Here is an 18,815-nt window from a genome sequence, read left to right as displayed (position 1 = left end):
ATTAGGGATTAGGGATTGGGGATTAGATTAAATACTACAGTTCAACTAATTTTTCCAGTCTCCAGTCCCCAGTCCCCAGTACCCAGTACCCAATACCCAGTACCCAATACCCAGTCCCCAGCCCCCAGCGTCAAAAATCCGTCCGACGGTCTTGGGGTAGAAAAGATCGCTCCATCGGAATTGGGGAAACTGGTTCTGTAAGGGTAAACGTACCTGCTTCGATCCACTTTTTCAACTCTAGGGCGACTTGCCTAGAAAAAAACAAACTCGCTAAGGGGGCAACGCGTACTGCTTTGCCCTCAATGGTGATTCGCCCAGATTTGAGTTGGGCGTAACTCACTAAACCAAAGGTGGGACGGACGCGCCGGGGAATAGAAAAATCCACTATTGGGGCTACTAAGTCTTGATCTTGCACGGCACAGTGTTCAATTACTTGTTCATTTAATACAGGAAGTGGTACACCAACGCCTAACATCAATGAGGGGCCATAACTTTTGAAGTAACACCCCCGCACCCAATGAGCATCCATTTGCTTGGCATCACCAATTAAAGCTAAAGTGGCGGAAGGCCCAATCGGTGTACGATTAGCTAAACGCTTTTGTAAGGGGAAGTGCTGAGTGCCTTCCCAGGCGACATAGCCAACACCGCCGCCTAAAAAAATTCGAGTACCTATACCAACGAGTTGCAAATCGGGGTCGTTGAGTAAGGGGGAAATCGCACCTGGGTTAGAGTAAACGGCATTCCCCAGACGCGGTTGTAAAGGGCCGAGATAGGTGAAGAGGGGGCGATCGCCACCATTTACACCAACAATAAAATTTTGATAAAGATTGCGCGGATTGAATAGATAAAACTGATTAATTGTGTCACTGGTAATTGTAGTTTCAAAATTTGCTCTGGGGTAACAATCTGTTACTTGTCCTTGCGCTTTTACGTGTATAGGTTTACCAGCGATCAAATCTTCGATTACATGACCGCCGCCCCGTTCTCGGACTTCTTCGCCGTCCATCGCTTCCATAGCAGAACTCGCACCCAAATATAAATCTACTGCCCCAAAACCAGAGTATGCTGGCACGCCATCTAACCAACAGCGGCGAATTTTTATCGGGGGGTCAGTGTGTCCAAGATTGATAATTGCACCACTTGATTCCATTGGCTCAAAGGTACCAGTGGTAATTACATCAACTTCTTTCGCAGCTTTAGTAACACCGATTTCTACAACTCGTGCTTTTAATTCTTCAGTTGTCAACACTACCGCACGTTGGCGGCTGATTTTCTCGTTAATTTCTGCAATTGTTCGCATCTTATCAGTGCTAGCGCTTCCTGCTGTCTTCCTTTTTGAAGGATATCTTGATAAATCACAAACTCTTGCATAATTTCCTCTGGAAATAGTTCTCGCCAATCTCTGCGCGACACCTTAACACCCCGGATAGGATGAAAATTCTAAGGGACTTCCAGATAAAAAAAGACTCAACTACATCTTGTGGGGTGGGCGGGCGAGACGTCCACCCCACAAGATTGAATAATTTATTTGTTGGAAATCCCTAAAAAAAACAATTCAAGTATTGCAAAGTCCAAATCATATATTTTTTGGGGCAATCACGCTACTCATCTCAAAAGTATTTTTTATCTACGTAAATTTACTACCAAAAAATCCTTGCATTATCAATCAAATGTATGTATGGTTAAGATTGACTAGACGTTATTGGACTTAAATGATTTTACTCAACCGAAAGAAACATTTTTGACTTTTGTAAAGCATTATAAGCCAACTAGTCAATCGCAAAGTGGGATATACTAGCAAATGCTATAAGGTTTTAGGAAGGTAGAAACTACCTGAGATCCTTAATATAAGGGATGTCTAAGCAAAAGTTGAAGATGCTTTCTGGCGAACTTATCCTGACTTCTACCCCCTCAAAGCAATTCTACTTGTTGCTATTCATTTTATTGCTACATTTCACCCGATAACGAATTGAGTAAGAGGCAATGACTACTTCTGAATTAACTAATCTTGAGCAAAAAAACCAAAGCAAGATTTCTGATAGGATTGAAAATTTATCCTCCCCATCAGATGAGAAAAAGTTGTTTAACTTGAAGGTAATTGAGTATTTATTACTTGCAGCTTTTGTCTCTTCTGGACTCTTCATTGTTTTTCTTTCAGATGATAAAACAGTTGTAATTTCTGGAGCGGTATCTCTAACTTTTTTGTTTTTTTTGCTGCTGATCAATAGACAAGTATTTCATAACTATAAGAAGGCTGCTTATCAGTCTGAACTCACCAAAAAAGCTGAACTCTATAGTTATCTATTGACCAATCCTAATTCCTGGGATAAAGATACGCTGACTCTGACAAGAGGGAAGGCTTTACAATACAGCCAAGACTTGATTGACGATTATAAAAGAATTAGAAGTGTATCAAGGAACCTTTACTATGGTTTGCAAATTGCGACAGTGATTTTATCAGGAGTCACACCAATTTTAGTTCTGGTAGACAAATTAGAAGCAGGACAAGCTTGGCTCAAGTGGCTCCCTGTACTCTGCCCAGCTATTGCTTCTATAGTTGCCAGTATAGTTACCTCTTTTCCTTTTCAGAAGAATTCGCTTGCTGCTAACACAGCCGTTGAATTGTTAGAAGCTGAACAAGAGAAATTTATATTGGGAGTGACTCCGCCTTATCGTTGCTATGATGTGTCTGACGAAACCCAACAGCAACAAAAGGCAAGTCAGGCATTAGAATACTTTATTGTTCAAGTGAACAATATTCATCTCAACCAGTTGCAACAGACAAGTGAGACGCAATCAGAGAAGACAGAATCACCTTCATCTAATGAGTCAAACAAAGCAGGAGCAGAGGTAAGGAACCAGAAGGATAGCTGATTAGCTAATTCTGGTCAAGAATCAGTCGAGTATTGTTCGTGGTTATTGTTTCAAATAGGATTTATTCAGACTGACTCCAAAGGCTAAGATTCCCGACTTTTTTAAAAAGTCGGGAATTTTATTGTTACAACAGAATTCAGGAGTCAGCATTCAGAATTCAGAAGTAAAACATGCTTTATTTATACTTGGCTTTGAGACTTAGCTTGTGTAGTTCACCTTCCTTCAAATCTGCTGTATTTCACTCCAGCATTGCTTGTCCCGATCGCTTGTGAATCTACAACACTTCACCCATTGGTGTCAACTTCAGGTTAAAAGGGCGGTTAGTAGATTTGGCATGATTTTTGCATAATTAAGAGTATTGTGACCTCTCCATAGCCCAATATGCTTGGGCGTATTGTTCCATAGCTCATCAAATATTACTAAAGACTTATGCAAAAACAGCGAAGACCGAGTAACAAGAGTTTGCGATCGCTTGATTACTTGAATGTGTTTCTCGCAGATGTGCGCGATGGTGTTGGGCCATATCTGAGCATTTACCTGAAAGCTTCAGAAAATTGGAACCCAGCCCAGATTGGAATGGCGATGTCAGTTTCAACAATTGCCACAGTTATTGTCCAAACACCAGCTGGTGCATTGGTTGACAGGCTACGTCAGAAACGGATGTTGATTGTACTGGCCGCTGTGTTTGTTTCTATCGGCTGTATCGCTATAGGCTTGTTCCCCAATTTGCCTGTTGTCATCGGTTCTCAGATCATGATCGGGATTGCAGCAGCTGTTTTCCCACCTGCGATTACTGCTATTACTCTGGGACTGGTAGGACATGAGAGATTAGATCGGCGGGTAGGTCGTAATGAAACATTTAATCATGCAGGTAATCTGGTAGCTGCTGTTCTCGCTGGTTTAGCAGGTTACTTTATTGCACGCAAGGCAATATTTTTCCTAGTTGCAGCTATGGCTGTGGGCAGTATTATTTCAGTGAGGATGATTCGTGAAAGAGAGATTGACCATGAACTAGCGCGTGGAGATGGAGAAGAGGGCGAACAGGAGGATAAAGACAAACATCAACAGCGCTATGAAGGCATATTGCAATTATTAAGCGATCGCAAAATCCTTTTTTTTACTGTTGCAGTAGTTCTGTTTCACTTTGCCAATGCTGCTATGTTACCGCTAGTTGGTCAAGAATTGGCGCAGGGTAAAGGGACAAGTGACACAGTTTATATGTCTGCTTGTATCATTGTCGCTCAGTTAGTGATGATTCCGGTGTCCAACTTGGCTGGGCGTTTCGCAAATGCAGCCCGAAAACCCATATTTCTGCTTGGCTTTGCCGTCTTACCGATTCGCGGAGTGCTGTATACGCTTTCAGACAATCCCTATTTTCTCGTTTCTGTGCAAATTCTGGATGGTATTGGAGCCGGGATTTTTGGTGTGCTTTCAGTGTTGATGGTAGCTGATTTTACTAAAGGCACAGGGCGCTTTAATGTTACCCAAGGGATGCTCAACACTGCCATTGGCGTTGGTGCGGGTTTGAGCAATGTATTAGCTGGGTTTGTGGTTAAAAGTGCTGGTTATAATGTTGGTTTTTTGATTTTAGCAGCGATCGCAGTTGTGGCTTTAGGAGTTTTTTGGTTCTGTGTACCTGAAACAAAAACAGGAGTTAATAGAAAGGTATCACCTCAAAAGAATCTAGCGAAATCATGATTTTTTTCAGATACATCATCATTGGGCTGACTTATATAGGTTTGGGTTTAGGATATCTACCTGGTTTGCGGATGAACCGAGCCAGTATTGCTTTAGTTGGCGCATCTTTGCTGATGGCATTCGGGGTATTAGACCTGAAAGAAGCATGGCAAGCTATAGACTATAAAACGCTGATTTTCCTGTTTGGCATGATGGTAATCAGCACAAACTTAGCTTACGCTGGTTTTTTCCAACTAACTCTTGATACAGTTACACACTTTACCCGCAGCCCTTTGGGTTTGCTAATTGTTTTAACTTTTGGCAGTGGAATTCTCTCCGCTTTTTTTCTGAATGATACCATCGCTCTAATTCTGACTCCTTTGGTTCTCGGTTTAACCCAAACTTTGAAACTCAATCCTATTCCTTACTTACTTGCCTTGGCGGGAGCAACTAATCTGGGTTCAGTGGCTACCTTAAGTGGTAATCCGCAAAATATCCTAATTGGTTCCTTCTCTGGTATCAGCTATCTCGATTTTGCTAAAGCATTGACTCCCATCGCATTAGTAAGTTTGTTGATCCAAATTGGGTTACTGTGGTGGCTTTATCCTGATGTCCGTTCAACTAAGTCTTGTCCGAGTGTAGCCCCCGTGCGTTACCGCATATTTAAACCGTTACTTACTAAAAGCCTATTGATAACCGGAGGACTATTAATTGCATTCTTAATTGGAATGCCCCCAGCCCAAGCAACACTTATAGCTGCTAGTTTACTGTTTATTACTAGGCGAATCAAACCGCAACGAGTTTTAAATAAAGTAGATTGGGATTTACTGGTGATGTTTTCTGGACTTTTTATTGTGACTGCTGGAGTGCAAAAATTAGGAATATTGAATTTATTTGGCGGTTTAGTTCACACTCCCCTGAGTATATTAGGAGTTACTGCTCTGCTTTCAAATTTAGTTTCCAATGTTCCAGCCGTATTATTATTACAACATTTACTTCCCCATCCAGATACAAAAACTTGGTTACTATTAGCAGCAGGTTCTACATTGGCAGGTAATCTAACTTTGTTAGGTTCAGTTGCTAATTTAATTGTTGCTGAGGCTGTTGCAAAACTTGGTTATCACTTGTCATTCTGGGAACATTTACGTTTTGGTCTACCGTTAACTGTCCTGACTCTAATCCTCGCTTATTATTGGATTTAAGTAGGTAAGTGGGAATATCTATAACTATGTTAAGAAATTTAAATTGTAGGGTGCGTTAGCGCGGAAAGTACGGCACATTGAATTCTGGATGGTGCCGTACTCTCGTCTAACACACCCTACGTTAATTTATATTTGTTTACATACATTGAAATTTTCTTGCCGACTTACTTAGGAACGTGGATTAAATAAAATGCAAAAGTTCATCCTGTATCTAGCTTCCCTCTCCAATATATCGGAGAGGGATTGAGGGTGAGGTAAGCCAGGGACATTAATTGTATGTTATTTAATTCTTATTCCTTAGTCACACAATTTGGGATTTTACATTTTAGATTGAAAAGAGCAATCAAGTCACTGGCTCTGTCATTTATTAATATTCTGATTTGAAGTTCGCTGAAACTTTCTTCAATTTTGAATTGTTAATCGTTAATCCTATGGTTAGCAAAAAATGAGGGCATAGCTAACTTGTCAAGTTGCCAATACCCTCACGTAGATAAACTAAGTTTTTGCAGTAGCGTATAAGTCTAAATTACTGCCTGAGCAACTGCTGCCGAAAGTGACTCATTTACCGCTTGCTTCAACAACTCGGCTTTATCGGTCTGTTCCCAAGGCAAGTCTAAATCAGTCCGCCCAAAGTGACCGTAAGCCGCGACGTCCTGATAAAAACGTCCGCCTCGTTCACTTGGCAAGTTGCGTAAGTTGAAGGTATGGATAATCCCCGCCGGACGCAGTTCAAAGTGCTGGTTGATTAATTCCAGCAAGGTTTCTTCATCCACTTTGCCAGTGCCAAAGGTATCCACCAGAATGCTTGTTGGTCGCGCTACGCCAATAGCATAAGATAGCTGGATTTCAACTTTGTCTGCTAACCCGGCGGCGACAATATTTTTCGCTACATAGCGAGCCGCATAGGCAGCAGAGCGGTCTACCTTCGTGGGGTCTTTGCCAGAAAAAGCGCCGCCACCATGCCGGGAATAACCACCGTAGGTGTCAACGATTATTTTCCGTCCTGTCAAACCAGAGTCTCCCTGAGGGCCACCAACGACAAATTTGCCAGTGGGGTTGACTAAAAAACGTGTTTCCTGATTAGGCTTAACGTCAATGTCGCCAAAAACAGGTTCGACCACTGCTGACCAGAGGTCTTGTTTAATTTTGGCTTGTACCGCCGCCTCATCTGTGATTTCCCCAATACTGGCTGTATGCTGGGTGGAAATCAGGATAGTATCAATGCCTACTGGGCGCCCGTCTTCGTAAGCCACAGTTACTTGGGTTTTGCCGTCAGGACGCAGGTATGGTAGTTCACCAGTTTTGCGGACTGCTGCCAATCGACGAGCAATACGGTGGGCAAGACTGATGGGTAAGGGCATCAGTTCTGGTGTTTCGTTGCTGGCAAAGCCGAACATTATACCTTGGTCGCCCGCACCAATTTTGTCGAATAGTTCATCACTATCTTGCTCGCGGCTTTCGTGGGCGGTGTTAACGCCTTGGGCAATATCGGGTGATTGTTCGTCTAAAGCCAGCAGAACGCTGGTGCTGTTAGCAGAAAAGCCATTATCAGCATTGGTATAGCCAATTTCGGCAATTTTTTTACGAGCGAGATTGACGAAATTTACATTGGCTTTGGTGGTTATTTCACCAGTGATTAGCACCAAACCAGTGTTAACTACTACTTCAGCAGCAACACGGCTGCTGGGGTCTTGTGTCAGTAAGGCATCCAGAATGGTATCAGAAATCTGATCGCAGATTTTATCTGGATGACCTTCGGTGACTGACTCGGAGGTAAATAGATATCGACGAGACAAAGGTAATTCCTCCTGACTTGAGTTTTTTTCGCTGACTAAATGTGGGTATTTAGTTCAACTACCTAATTTATGAAATCATAACAATATTTATACTTCAGTAGTTAGGATCTTCTTAATATTGATAAAAACTACTAGCTATAAGGTAAGTATCTGTAAAGAAGATAAATTTATGCTAATTATTTTGTGAATAGAATGTATTTAATAACACAAAAAAAGGGGGACGCCCAGAAGCGCCCCCACAAACTTTGACACAAACACTGCTGCTTTTAAACCTGAACCGCTAACTTTGCTTCCGTAGCTGTCAACCGCTCATAGGCAGCACGCATTTTCAAACCTGTAAGCACTTGGAAGAAACCAGTACCATTATTGGAACCTGGATACTCGCGGTGCTGGAGTAACAAGTGAGTCAATTCACCCTGATATTTAGTGGATGTATTGCTGAGATGGGTTTCGATATAAATTACTTCTTCCAAGTTGTCAAATTGACCATCCACCTCTAGTACTGAGACATAGCGGCCGTAGTAAACATCTGAACCATAGTACAGTTGCATACCAGGATAAGAACAGGTCAGCTTGCGTCCACAGGGAGTCCAATTAATTGTTGAGCCTTCATCAAACAGGTAGGTTGGCTCAAAGCCTTCCTTACCTTCCCGTTGGAGCATACGTACCCTTAAGACTCTACGCTCGGTGTCGTTTTTGATCAAGTTCGTGGGCAATACCTGGAGAACCACATCGGCAAATTCTCTTTGTGGTTCGATAAACTTTTCAAAGTCAGGTTTGCGGGAATTGATTTGCGCTAAGACATCTTCGTAGCGATGACCGCGTTCAGCCATATCTCGCTGGATTTTCCAGGCAATTTTGACTTCATCGCTAATGTCAAAATAAACACTAAAGTCGATTAGCGATCGCACCCGCTCATCATACAAAGGATGCAGCCCTTCAACAACTATAATGTGATTCGCCTCCACCCGCTCTGGCGGATCAAGCAAGCCAGTTTCGTGGTTGTAAATCGGCTTATCAATGCCTTGACCATTTTTGAGCGCTTTAATTTGCTCATACATCAGGTCAAAATTGTTCGCTCTGGGGTCTAGTGCCGTTATCCCGGTTTCTTTGCGCTGTTTGCGATCCAGCGAGTGATAATCATCTAAGCAGATGACTGTCATTAAATCTTCACCAAACAAATCTATCAAACGACGCAAAAACGTAGATTTACCGCACCCAGAGTCTCCGGCTACTCCAATCAGTACCACGCGTTCCGGCTTATTTGTCATAAATCTCCTCTAAAATGCTAAAGTTGTGTCAATAATTTTTCACACAGCAGATTTTGAAGCCAGGAGTTTACCCCTTTGGTTTATCCTGCGTTCTTGCTACCCAGCACTGCTATAAGACACCAAACGGGTAGACAACAAAGTAATAAGTTGCTACTCGTCGGACTAGCCTGAATTTTGGTGCCGGTAAGTATTTAATCCTAGTGGTATATTTGATTTTAACAGAAGGGGGTATCCCATACAAGATTTGCCCTCAAGAAGAATTAGCGTGGTTCATCAATGATTTTGTTGATTTAGTTGTTAATTTAAAAATGGGGATCAGCATCCCCATAAGTGTTGCAGCGCTGTCATTCTCCTAGTTGTGACTCTATATAATCAAGTCTATAAGGTATAATTTATTCTGGCAGCGAATTCTTTGTCCTTCCTAAATTGTAATTCCTGCTTGACAATGCTTCAGATATTCAAAGCTAAAATCTATCCAACGAATGAGTCAACAACTTGCATTAGTCAAATTATTGGCTGTGAACTACCTACACTGACCTTGCGGTACATTGTAGGCTTCCCAATTCACGGGGGATTGCCTCTGTCGTCATAGATTTTTTACGTCCTGATGACTTCGGTCTTACATCCCCTCCAAGGGCAGAAGCGCTAGTTCCTAACGCCCATAATCGCAATCCTTCATTTCTAATATTTATCGCAGTATTGATGTCTCTATCATGCTGTCTCTGGCAGTGAGGACAATCTACAAATCTTACACCCAATGAATCATAACCATTCTGTAGCATCGGGATTGGTTGTAGGGTCTCGCTACAAAGTTGAGATGATGGGAAGAAACGACCTATTTCTTGATAGGTGTGTCCAAATTTATCAGCTTTGTATTTAAGCATAGTTAAAAACATCCCCCAATCTTGGTAACATATAGCCTTTGCCAGATTAGGGTTTTTAACCATGTTTTTTACAAACATATCTTCTACACAAATAACTTGGTTTTCGGATGCTATTTTGCGAGATAGCTTGTGCAGAAAATCAACTCTTACTCTAGCTATTTTGCTAGAAACTTTAGCTACTATTCGTTTAGCTTTGCGACGTTTTTTAGACGTTTTATCGGTCTTTTTAGCTAACTTCTTTTGTTTGCGTTTTCTATTCTTTTCTAAAGAAGCTAATTGTTTTTTGGGAAGGTCATACTTTGACCCTTCGGAGGTTATAGCAAAGTTTTTTAATCCCAAGTCAATACCAATAGCATCTCTTCTTGCTACTACTGGTTTATCATCCTGGTTAAAAATAATAGAAGCATGGTATCTACCGTCAGCATTTCTTGATATTGTTACAGTTGTGAATTTGGCATCGGGTAGCTCTCGATGAAACACGGCTTTAACTATCCCCAAGTTACCAGGAAACTTAATTACAGAGTCTTTTGGTATTAATTTAACGTTTTGGGGATATTGAATCGATTGTTTACCATGCTTGCACTTGAAATTAGGAAATTTGGCACGTCCCTCAAAAAAATTGACAAACGCACTTGAAAGATTGAAGGTTACTCGCTGCAACACTTGGCTGTAGGCAAGTCCTAACCATTCATATTCCTTTTTCAATCCCGGCAAAAATTTGTCCATTGTAGCCTTAGAAAGACCTTTCCCTGTGTCTTTATAGGCAGTAGTTGTGGCATTAAGCATATAATTCCACAACCAGCGAGTATTGCCAAAACATTGTGCAAGGTATGATTCTTGCTCATCGGTGGGATAAATTCTAACTAAAAAGGCTTTGTACATGCTGAAACAGTGCGTTCCTGTCGCCTTGCGTCGGAAAGCACATATTGAACCCGGAGGGTATAAACCTTACTGTGTTTATACATTCATGGTAACACAAGAAACTAGATTTGTGTTAACCTTGGGTAGTAAGGTAAAAAGCTATCTCCCTGATGGGGTGGTAGTTAACGAAAAAAAGATTAAATTGACTCATTATTAACATTCTCTACAAGACTTATCCTTTACCTTAGAAGATGAACAGGTGTGTTTTTTGCTATGCCTGCATGTCTTTGGTGAGTGTACTTAGCAAGGCATTAATTTAATGATGCCGTTTTTCCTTCAAGGCCAGTTTTGTGAAACGAAAATCCGGTAAACTAAAGCTGGCAAGGTAGGGGAATAGTTTTTTTTTGAAAAACGGTTAAGTAAATTATCGGAGTGGTAGAACGAATGTACAATCAAGGTGCTGTTGAGGGTGCTGCCAACACAGAATTAGGTAGCCGCGTTTTCGTCTATGAAGTGGTAGGTTTGCGTCAGGGCAAAGAAACCGATCAAACTAGCTACCCAATTCGTAAAAGTGGCAGTGTGTTCATCAGAGTGCCTTACAACCGCATGAATCAAGAAATGCGACGTATCACTCGTCTAGGCGGCACAATTGTTAGCATCCAGCCCGTAACTGCTCTAGAGCAAGTTAATGGTAAAGCCTCACTTGGGAATGCTACAAGCGTTGTCAGCGAGTTAGCTACATCTGGGGAAACTGCTAACAGTGAAGGAAATGGTAAAGCCACACCTGTAAATGCTGATAGTGAAGCCAAAGGCTTCGCTAAACCACCAGCTGAAGAACAGCTCAAGAACAAGGACAAGAAAGGCAACACCATGACTCAAGCGAAAGCCAAAAAAGACCACGGTGACGTTCCTGTTAACACTTACCGCCCCAATGCTCCGTTTATTGGCAAGGTAATATCTAATGAACCGCTAGTCAAAGAAGGTGGTATTGGTATTGTTCAACACCTCAAGTTTGACATTTCCGCCGGGGATTTGAAGTATATAGAAGGTCAAAGTATTGGGATTATTCCACCAGGATTAGACAAGAACGGCAAGCCGGAAAAACTCAGACTATATTCCATCGCCTCAACTCGTCATGGCGATGATGTGGATGACAAGACAGTATCACTGTGCGTCCGCCAGTTGGAGTACAAGCACCCAGAAACTGGCGAAACAGTCTACGGTGTTTGCTCTACACACCTGTGTTTCCTCGAACCAGGGGCAGACATAAAAATTACTGGGCCTGTGGGTAAGGAAATGTTGTTACCCAATGACCCTGATGCTAATGTGATCATGTTGGCAACTGGAACAGGTATTGCCCCGATGCGGGCTTATCTGTGGCGTCAGTTTAAAGATGCGGAAAAAGCAGCTAACCCAGAATACGAATTTAAAGGATTCTCTTGGCTAATATTTGGCGTGCCGACAACTCCAAACCTCTTATATAAGGAAGAACTGGAAGAAATTCAACAAAAATATCCTAATAACTTCCGCCTCACTGCTGCCATCAGCCGCGAACAGAAAAATCCCCAAGGCGGTAGAATGTACATCCAAGACCGCGTAGCGGAACATGCTGATGAATTGTGGCAGTTGATTAAAAATGAAAAAACTCACACCTACATCTGCGGTTTGCGCGGTATGGAAGAAGGTATTGATGCAGCCTTAACAACTGCTGCTGCTAAGGAAGGCGTAACCTGGAGTGATTACCAGAAGGAACTCAAAAAAGCTCATCGCTGGCACGTAGAAACATACTAAGTTAGTCATTAGTCATTAGTCATTAGTCACTTGTACTGAGCGAAGTCGTTGGCGTAGCCTCTCGTAGAGAAGTATTAGTTTTAGACAGAGGACGAAGGACGAAGGACAAATGACAAATGACAAAATGACAAAGGAAGCAGGATAATCAGTAGGTAGGGCAAACGCTCTACCTACAATTGTTATTGGTGAAATTGGGTGCAAAAATTGTGGGTGTGAAACTAGGAATACTGGGATTAGGCACCGTGGGAACGGGAACAGTGCAGTTGTTGCAAGATAGGGCTGGGCGTCACCCGTTGTTGCAAGAGATAGAAATCTATCGGGTGGGAGTGCGATCGCTCGATAAACCCCGTGCAGTAGAATTGTCTACGGAAGTATTAACTACAGATTTAGAAGCTATTGTCAACGATCCGGCGGTAGATATAGTTGTCGAGGTGATGGGCGGACTGGAGCCGGCGCGATCGCTCATCCTCAAAGCTTTAAGTAATGGTAAGCACGTAGTCACCGCCAATAAAGCAGCGATCGCCCGCTTTGGGGCAGAAATTTTCACAACTGCCAATCAAGCCGGTGTATACGTGATGCTAGAAGCCTCTGTGGGTGGTGGAATTCCGGTGATTCAACCCCTGAAGCAGTCTTTAAGTGTTAACCGCATTCACACCATAACAGGCATCGTGAACGGTACAACTAACTACATCCTGACGAGGATGCAAACAGAAGGCAGCAACTTCAATGATGTCTTAGCTGATGCCCAGCGATTGGGTTATGCTGAGGCTGACCCGACAGCTGATGTCGATGGTTTAGACGCAGCCGATAAAATTGCCATCCTCGCATCATTAGGCTTTGGTGGACGCATCAACCTACAAGATGTTTATACTGAGGGGATTCGGCAAGTGAGCAAAACAGATATTGCTTACGCCGAAAAATTAGGATTTGTAATTAAATTGTTAGCGATCGCTAAACGTAATACTCCCTCATCCCCCCTCTCCGTCAGAGTTCATCCTACCTTAGTGCCTCAAGCCCACCCTTTGGCTAGCATCAACGGCGTTTACAATGCCATTCTTGTCGAAGGAGAACCCATCGGGCAAGTAATGTTTTTTGGCCCCGGTGCTGGTGCTGGTGCAACCGCCAGTGCTGTTACATCAGATATTTTGAATTTAGTTGCTGTCCTGAAAACCAATACAGCAGTTGCAAATCCCTTATTAGCTTGTGGACATCAAGAATACTGCCAAATTGCACCGATGGCAGAACTGATAACTCGGTTTTACGCCCGTTTTCTCACCAATGACCAACCTGGAGTTATCGGTAAATTGGGTACTTGCTTTGGTAACTATGGCGTTAGCTTAGAGTCAATTGTCCAAACTGGCTTTCAAGGGGAACTAGCAGAGATTGTGGTTGTTACCCATGATGTGCGGGAAGGCAACTTTCGGCAAGCTTTAGCAGAAATTCGGAATTTGTCAGCGATCGAAAGCATTCCTAGCATACTGCGTGTACTTTGAGATTAGTCGGGAGTGAGGCTCGTAAAGTCGCTTTGCTCCAATTCGTAATTATCCCGAAAGATTATCTCTATCTTATACAGACCAAGCTGTGAGTAAAACTTGGTTAACTACGCAAGCTAAACTAAAAAATAAACTTCACCCCAGCGCGAGGACAGCCCTATGACCTCTGCAACCGACCCATCCACCGCCCTCACTCCTTTCCCCGACCATACGCAGCTACCAGACTCTGATGGTACTTTCGTGAAAAATTGGCAAGAGCATCCCCAAAGCATCTTACTCACTGACTCGATTACACCTGTCCTCAAACAGTTACATCCTGAAGGTCAATATTGTATAGGTCAGGACTTAGGTATTTACTGGCGTTTGACAGACCCGCCAGAACGAGGAGCAGAAGCACCAGATTGGTTTTATGTAGGAAATGTACCGCCCTTACTCGATGGGCAAACACGAAGGTCTTATGTACTGTGGCGAGAATTTATTGCCCCTTTGATTGCCTTGGAATTTGTTTCTGGGGATGGTAGTGAAGAACGAGATAAAACCCCTTGGCAGGGCAAATTTTGGATTTATGAGCAAGTAATTCATCCGGCTTATTATGGCATTTATGAAGTGAATAAAGCCAGTGTAGAAGTTTATAAATTAATTGGTGGACAATATCAGTTATTAGCAGCAAATGAGCGCGGACATTATCCAATTACCCGCTTGGGAGTTGAGTTAGGTTTATGGCAAGGAGAATATCAAAACGCTCAATTGCCCTGGTTACGTTGGTGGGATTTGCAGGGTAATTTGTTATTAACTGGTGAGGAGAGAGCTGATCGAGAATCCCAACGGGCTGAACAGGAAAGACAAAGAGCCGATCGCTTAATTGCCCAATTGCGATCGCTCGGCATTGAACCAGAAGCCTAATATTTTTGGACTGTGGGTTACAGGTGCGATCGCTAATTCTCTCATAAACTCTGACTTTCCTTATTTAGCTTAAATTATTATCTCTCCAGGCTAATATAAGGGCGTTAAAGCAGTTGGTGTACTCCGGCTGCTTTGGTTTTTATGGCTATAGGATGCAGGGGATGCCATCGCTGAATACATCATGGCAGCATTTCTGGTTGCAAAAAACATATCGGAAAAAATAGACGCTTCAAAAAGCTTGCCATATAAGCTTTATAGGATTTATTCTCCCAGAGATTGTGCCTATAACTAGTTTTCGCTAACCTCAGTACATAAGTTACGAGGTAATCATATGACAGACCAGAAATTCAATTGCGTCTGGATTCAGGAAAAATGCATAGAACTTGATCCACATCTGTACAAAGCAATTCAGATAATACAGGCTCCCTTTCTTCCAGTGAAAATAAACCACCAATTCCTAACTCAAGGGCAAAATCTATTATTAGCAGGCGTAAACTACGATTGGCACATAATAGCTTGCTGGATAATATACCTACAAACAGAACAGCGAAATCCAAAGAAATCACCTCACCTAAATCCAAAAAAATCACCTTACAACCTTCAAGATTTTCAAGATCGTAAAACATGGGGGCAAGTTTTAAATGCTCAACTTAACTTGTGCGCTGGTGTGCAACAATTCAAATCCGTCAATAAAATCTATCCATCACATTATGAAAGTTGGATAAATTGTATGCAGGAAATTAGAAAATGGCGAGTTAACTCAATTCTTGAATGCCCAACTATATCAGGAGAACAGCCAATATTAAAAACTCAGCAAATCCGAGGCATAAGGAAATTTATAAAGGAGTTAAGAGAAAATAATAAAATCCTACTTCCCAATCGAGAAGATACGCAACACAATTACAACCTACTAGATACAGCTATAAAACTCGCTAGTTCAGAAAATAGTCCTGCCAAAAGGGAATGTTTTAGACAGAAATATTGGGAGCCATTCCTTGATGCTTACAGTATTTATGCTACTGATATTTACAACAATTCGGAACTAAAGTCAGTGTTTCCTTGGAAAGATGGTTTAGCACATCAAGACATAGGAAGATTTGCACCAAGAACAATACTATTTAAAGCAAAACTTGAACAAAAAATGAATCAGCAATTATTTAAAAGCGGAATTTGTAAATTAAAAAATGTCTTGCTTGACAATGAAAATAAGGAGGGTATTCAAAGAGGTCAAGTGATGATCATCGTAAATCAAGCAGGGCAGATTTGCGAATTTTATGATAATAAAAGGTATGGCATTGATGGAGAAATTGAGTTTAAAGATGATAATGGTAAGCCTTCTGGCAAACGAATTTATATACAGCTTAAATCAGGTGATTCCTACTTATCATTACGTCAAGATGGAAAACTTTCAGTTTATATCAAAAAACGAGAACACCTTGAATATTGGAAACAACAACCTTATCCTGTATATCTGATAGTCCGTGATGGCAAGGGAAAAATGTATTGGAGAAATGTTACAGAATACCTTACAAAACACCCCAATAATCAGACACGTACTATTGTCTTTTCTAATGAAGATGAAATGACGCTTAAAGCAATACAAATTGTGAGATTGATTAGACTTTCTTAATCTTAATTGCTTGGTAGGTTCTAGAATCAACTAACAACTGTTAAACCGAAGTGGAGGATAGGCTTTTACACCAGATAGCCTCCACTCAGGCTTCTTTTTGCGTCTACACTTACTAAACTAATTTCAAATCTCGAATAAAAGTAGCGAAAAAACGACCACGAAATTATGGCTCAAATTTTAGTTGAAAATTTAGACCCAATTATTGTAGAAAAGCTAGAAACTCTTGCTAAACAACACGGTAGATCTTTGCAAGAGGAATTAAAGCACATCTTACAACAAGCGGCTGAAAAAGCGACACACACACTAACACACTGGCGGCGACATGGAAAAAGCCAGAGAAGCTATAGCACGCGCTCAAGTTAGATATACAGGAAAAATTTTCAGCGATAGTACTGAACTCATCCGCAAGGACAAAGAACGCTGACCTACAGAAAAACTGCGATGTCTCATGATAAGCTGCTTTACGTCTACGCTTGCTAAACTAAAAAACAACCCTTACTTCTGCAAAGGTAGTCTTATGACCTCTGCAACCGATCCATCCACCGCCCTCACACCGTTCCCAGACCATACGCAGCTTCCTGAGTCTGATGGTACTTTCGTGAAAAACTTTCAGGAACATCCCCAAAGCATTCTCCTAACAGACTCGATTAAACCGATATTGCAAAAACGTCATCCTGATGGGCAATACTGTATTGGTCAAGATAGCGGTATCTACTGGCGCATCACTGACCCCCCAGAAAAAGGTGCAGAAGCACCAGACTGGTTTTATGTAGGGAATGTACCACCTACTCTAAATGGACAAACACGCAGGTCTTATGTATTATGGCGAGAGTTTATTGCCCCATTGATTGCATTAGAATTTGTCTCTGGGGATGGTAGTGAGGAGCGAGATAAAACTCCTTGGAAGGGGAAATTTTGGATTTATGAACAGGTGATTCGTCCTCCCTTCTACGGCATTTATGAAGTGAATAAAGCCAGTGTGGAAGTTTATGAATTAATTGGTGGACAATATCAGTTATTAACAGCAAATGAACGTGGACATTATCCTATACATCCTTTAGGGGTTGAGTTAGGAATTTGGCAGGGACAATATCAGAATATGGAATTACCTTGGCTACGCTGGTGGGATTTGCAAGGTAATTTATTATTGACTGGCGAGGAAAGAGCCGATCGCTTGGCTGCCCAATTGCGATCGCTCGGCATTGAACCAGAAGCATAATATTGATCAAAAATAAACTATTTATTCACATCCAGCAACCGCGAAGTTTGTAACCGATTCATCCACTTCTCTAAATAAACTCGATTACCTATTTCCTCATTTGGATCTTTAGTATCCAAAGGATAAGGCATCAGTCCCAAAATCGTTGCTGTTGTCACGCAAAACATCGATTTTTGGAAACTTATGCAAATTTGGACTCGCAAATCATCTTCACCTCGAAGACTGCGACGATAAATTTCGTGCAAATACTCTGGAAGATAATGACGCATATCCTGCATCAACAAGGTGGGAGGAATACCCGCGCCGCCAATAGGCAAAGGATCGGCATACAATGCGCCATATTGAAATCGAGTTTGATCTGGAGGAATTTGATAACCTTGGGCATTATATGAAACTGTCCCGTGGAAAGGAGTTCCTCGGAAGAATACTGCCTCTACATAAGGTATTGCTGTATCTGCTAAGAAGGTCAAACCAACGCTTTTGGGAATGATTTCATAGACCTCACCTCGAATTTTGACGGCGTAGGTAATTGGGTTTGAAGCATTTGCCACTAACGCAGTTTTAATGTGGTCTACAACTTGCGGAATCGATTTGATTTCACCTTGGTCGTAGCGGTCTGATAAGCTGAGGAACATATCAGCCATTACTCGCCAGAATTGACCTAAACCGGTGTAGTAAGCAGAGACGCGCAAGTGTTCTGTTAAGAAATCTGGAAATAGTTGGTTAATACCGGGAATAAAGGGATTATTTTTAAATTTTGCGGCGATAACGGCTTGCGCTCTTTCTTGAAATTCTTGTGTATCTAAATACGTATCTAGTCCGCCGCCACCGTGCCACATCATGGCTTTCATGCAATACTCGGCATATTCAAAATTAATTCGGTCATGCCACCAGTGACGGAGTAATTTCTGCAAAGAAACCTCTCCATTAAAGTATTTAAAAAATGGGAAAAATACTAAAAACTGATGCTCGGCAATATAGTTAAGATTTTTTGAGTAAGCATCTAAAACTACGCCATAGCTTTTAAGAATCCCAACAACTTCCAGCACATTTTCTGGACTATCGGGGAGTAATGCATCTCCTTTTTGCAGACGTTCAATATACTCAGCTAAGGGATTGTGAGTAGCTTTCTTTTTAATAGTTACCATTGCCATCTCTCCAAAAAGTATAGGGACTGGGGACTGGGGACTGGGGACTGGGTACTGGGTATTGGG

15 protein-coding genes are annotated in these 18,815 nt (G+C 41.9%); 10 read left to right on the top strand and 5 right to left on the bottom strand.

All coding sequences use genetic code 11. The features are described 5' to 3' along the window. Window positions 1–130: 130 nt before the first annotated feature. Window positions 131–1,300 carry a homocysteine biosynthesis protein gene (locus HWQ41_RS34200; protein ID WP_292772747.1) on the bottom strand — a complete coding sequence of 390 codons (1,170 nt, stop codon included), beginning with the start codon at window positions 1,298–1,300 and terminating at the stop codon, window positions 131–133. A gap of 683 nt (window positions 1,301–1,983) precedes the next feature. On the opposite strand from HWQ41_RS34200, the gene HWQ41_RS34195 reads away from it, so the two are divergent. The 3 genes from HWQ41_RS34195 to HWQ41_RS34185 all read left to right on the top strand — a co-directional run bounded on the left by HWQ41_RS34195 (window position 1,984) and on the right by HWQ41_RS34185 (window position 5,753). Further along, window positions 1,984–2,874: a DUF4231 domain-containing protein gene (locus HWQ41_RS34195; RefSeq protein WP_292772745.1), complete on the top strand. Its 891-nt coding sequence runs from the start codon at window positions 1,984–1,986 to the stop codon at window positions 2,872–2,874. Window positions 2,875–3,303: 429 nt separating this feature from the next. Then, window positions 3,304–4,572, top strand: a complete 1,269-nt coding sequence (locus tag HWQ41_RS34190) for an MFS transporter (protein WP_292772743.1) — start codon at window positions 3,304–3,306, stop codon at window positions 4,570–4,572. Then, on the top strand, window positions 4,569–5,753 hold the full coding sequence (locus tag HWQ41_RS34185; RefSeq protein WP_292772741.1) for an anion transporter: 1,185 nt from the start codon (window positions 4,569–4,571) through the stop codon (window positions 5,751–5,753). Before HWQ41_RS34190 ends, HWQ41_RS34185 begins: the two co-directional genes overlap by 4 nt. A 521-nt stretch (window positions 5,754–6,274) precedes the next feature. Here HWQ41_RS34185 and metK read toward each other — a convergent pair. The 3 genes from metK to HWQ41_RS34170 form a co-directional block, all read right to left on the bottom strand. Then, window positions 6,275–7,549 carry a methionine adenosyltransferase gene (gene metK / locus HWQ41_RS34180; RefSeq protein WP_292772739.1) on the bottom strand — a complete coding sequence of 425 codons (1,275 nt, stop codon included), beginning with the start codon at window positions 7,547–7,549 and terminating at the stop codon, window positions 6,275–6,277. A gap of 266 nt (window positions 7,550–7,815) precedes the next feature. Next, window positions 7,816–8,820 (bottom strand): phosphoribulokinase, encoded by a 1,005-nt coding sequence (locus HWQ41_RS34175; RefSeq protein WP_292772737.1) that lies wholly within the window; start codon window positions 8,818–8,820, stop codon window positions 7,816–7,818. A gap of 527 nt (window positions 8,821–9,347) precedes the next feature. Next, window positions 9,348–10,586 carry a transposase gene (locus HWQ41_RS34170; RefSeq protein WP_292772735.1) on the bottom strand — a complete coding sequence of 413 codons (1,239 nt, stop codon included), beginning with the start codon at window positions 10,584–10,586 and terminating at the stop codon, window positions 9,348–9,350. On the opposite strand from HWQ41_RS34170, the gene HWQ41_RS34165 reads away from it, so the two are divergent. The 7 genes from HWQ41_RS34165 (at window position 10,585) to HWQ41_RS34135 (ending at window position 17,601) form a co-directional block, all read left to right on the top strand. Then, a complete protein-coding gene (locus HWQ41_RS34165; protein WP_292772733.1) occupies window positions 10,585–10,782 on the top strand; it encodes a hypothetical protein in 198 nt (65 codons plus the stop codon). The two genes, HWQ41_RS34170 and HWQ41_RS34165, sit on opposite strands and share 2 nt — an antisense overlap. 227 nt (window positions 10,783–11,009) lie before the next feature. Further along, on the top strand, window positions 11,010–12,356 hold the full coding sequence (petH, locus tag HWQ41_RS34160) for a ferredoxin--NADP reductase (RefSeq protein ID WP_292772749.1): 1,347 nt from the start codon (window positions 11,010–11,012) through the stop codon (window positions 12,354–12,356). A gap of 206 nt (window positions 12,357–12,562) precedes the next feature. Then, entirely contained in the window at window positions 12,563–13,849 is a 1,287-nt protein-coding gene (locus tag HWQ41_RS34155) for a homoserine dehydrogenase (RefSeq protein WP_292772731.1), read from the top strand. 159 nt (window positions 13,850–14,008) lie between these two features. Continuing rightward, window positions 14,009–14,752 carry a Uma2 family endonuclease gene (locus HWQ41_RS34150; protein ID WP_292772729.1) on the top strand — a complete coding sequence of 248 codons (744 nt, stop codon included), beginning with the start codon at window positions 14,009–14,011 and terminating at the stop codon, window positions 14,750–14,752. A 331-nt stretch (window positions 14,753–15,083) separates the two neighbouring features. After that, on the top strand, window positions 15,084–16,382 hold the full coding sequence (locus HWQ41_RS34145; protein ID WP_292772727.1) for a DUF4365 domain-containing protein: 1,299 nt from the start codon (window positions 15,084–15,086) through the stop codon (window positions 16,380–16,382). Window positions 16,383–16,547: 165 nt separating this feature from the next. Beyond that, window positions 16,548–16,745: a hypothetical protein gene (locus tag HWQ41_RS34140; RefSeq protein WP_292772725.1), complete on the top strand. Its 198-nt coding sequence runs from the start codon at window positions 16,548–16,550 to the stop codon at window positions 16,743–16,745. A gap of 154 nt (window positions 16,746–16,899) precedes the next feature. Beyond that, window positions 16,900–17,601 carry a Uma2 family endonuclease gene (locus HWQ41_RS34135; protein ID WP_292772723.1) on the top strand — a complete coding sequence of 234 codons (702 nt, stop codon included), beginning with the start codon at window positions 16,900–16,902 and terminating at the stop codon, window positions 17,599–17,601. 17 nt (window positions 17,602–17,618) lie between these two features. On the opposite strand, the gene HWQ41_RS34130 is transcribed toward HWQ41_RS34135, so the two are convergent. After that, window positions 17,619–18,749, bottom strand: a complete 1,131-nt coding sequence (locus tag HWQ41_RS34130; protein ID WP_292772721.1) for a CO2 hydration protein — start codon at window positions 18,747–18,749, stop codon at window positions 17,619–17,621. Window positions 18,750–18,815: the final 66 nt, after the last annotated feature.

This window comes from Nostoc sp. NOS(2021), assembly GCF_017115025.1.
In the GTDB taxonomy this organism is placed as follows: Bacteria; Cyanobacteriota; Cyanobacteriia; order Cyanobacteriales; family Nostocaceae; genus Nostoc.
This window is presented reverse-complemented; position numbering and strand designations above follow the sequence as displayed.

Excerpts from the sequence above, each read along its gene's own strand:
- HWQ41_RS34200 (WP_292772747.1), bottom strand. The coding sequence starts at position 1,300 with ATGCGAACAATTGCAGAAATTAACGAGAAAATCAGCCGCCAACGTGCG.
- HWQ41_RS34195 (WP_292772745.1), top strand. The coding sequence starts at position 1,984 with ATGACTACTTCTGAATTAACTAATCTTGAGCAAAAAAACCAAAGCAAG.
- HWQ41_RS34190 (WP_292772743.1), top strand. The coding sequence starts at position 3,304 with ATGCAAAAACAGCGAAGACCGAGTAACAAGAGTTTGCGATCGCTTGAT.
- HWQ41_RS34185 (WP_292772741.1), top strand. The coding sequence starts at position 4,569 with ATGATTTTTTTCAGATACATCATCATTGGGCTGACTTATATAGGTTTG.
- HWQ41_RS34175 (WP_292772737.1), bottom strand. The coding sequence starts at position 8,820 with ATGACAAATAAGCCGGAACGCGTGGTACTGATTGGAGTAGCCGGAGAC.
- HWQ41_RS34165 (WP_292772733.1), top strand. The coding sequence starts at position 10,585 with ATGCTGAAACAGTGCGTTCCTGTCGCCTTGCGTCGGAAAGCACATATT.
- HWQ41_RS34170 (WP_292772735.1), bottom strand. The coding sequence starts at position 10,586 with ATGTACAAAGCCTTTTTAGTTAGAATTTATCCCACCGATGAGCAAGAA.
- petH (WP_292772749.1), top strand. The coding sequence starts at position 11,010 with ATGTACAATCAAGGTGCTGTTGAGGGTGCTGCCAACACAGAATTAGGT.
- HWQ41_RS34150 (WP_292772729.1), top strand. The coding sequence starts at position 14,009 with ATGACCTCTGCAACCGACCCATCCACCGCCCTCACTCCTTTCCCCGAC.
- HWQ41_RS34145 (WP_292772727.1), top strand. The coding sequence starts at position 15,084 with ATGACAGACCAGAAATTCAATTGCGTCTGGATTCAGGAAAAATGCATA.
- HWQ41_RS34140 (WP_292772725.1), top strand. The coding sequence starts at position 16,548 with ATGGCTCAAATTTTAGTTGAAAATTTAGACCCAATTATTGTAGAAAAG.
- HWQ41_RS34135 (WP_292772723.1), top strand. The coding sequence starts at position 16,900 with ATGACCTCTGCAACCGATCCATCCACCGCCCTCACACCGTTCCCAGAC.
- HWQ41_RS34130 (WP_292772721.1), bottom strand. The coding sequence starts at position 18,749 with ATGGTAACTATTAAAAAGAAAGCTACTCACAATCCCTTAGCTGAGTAT.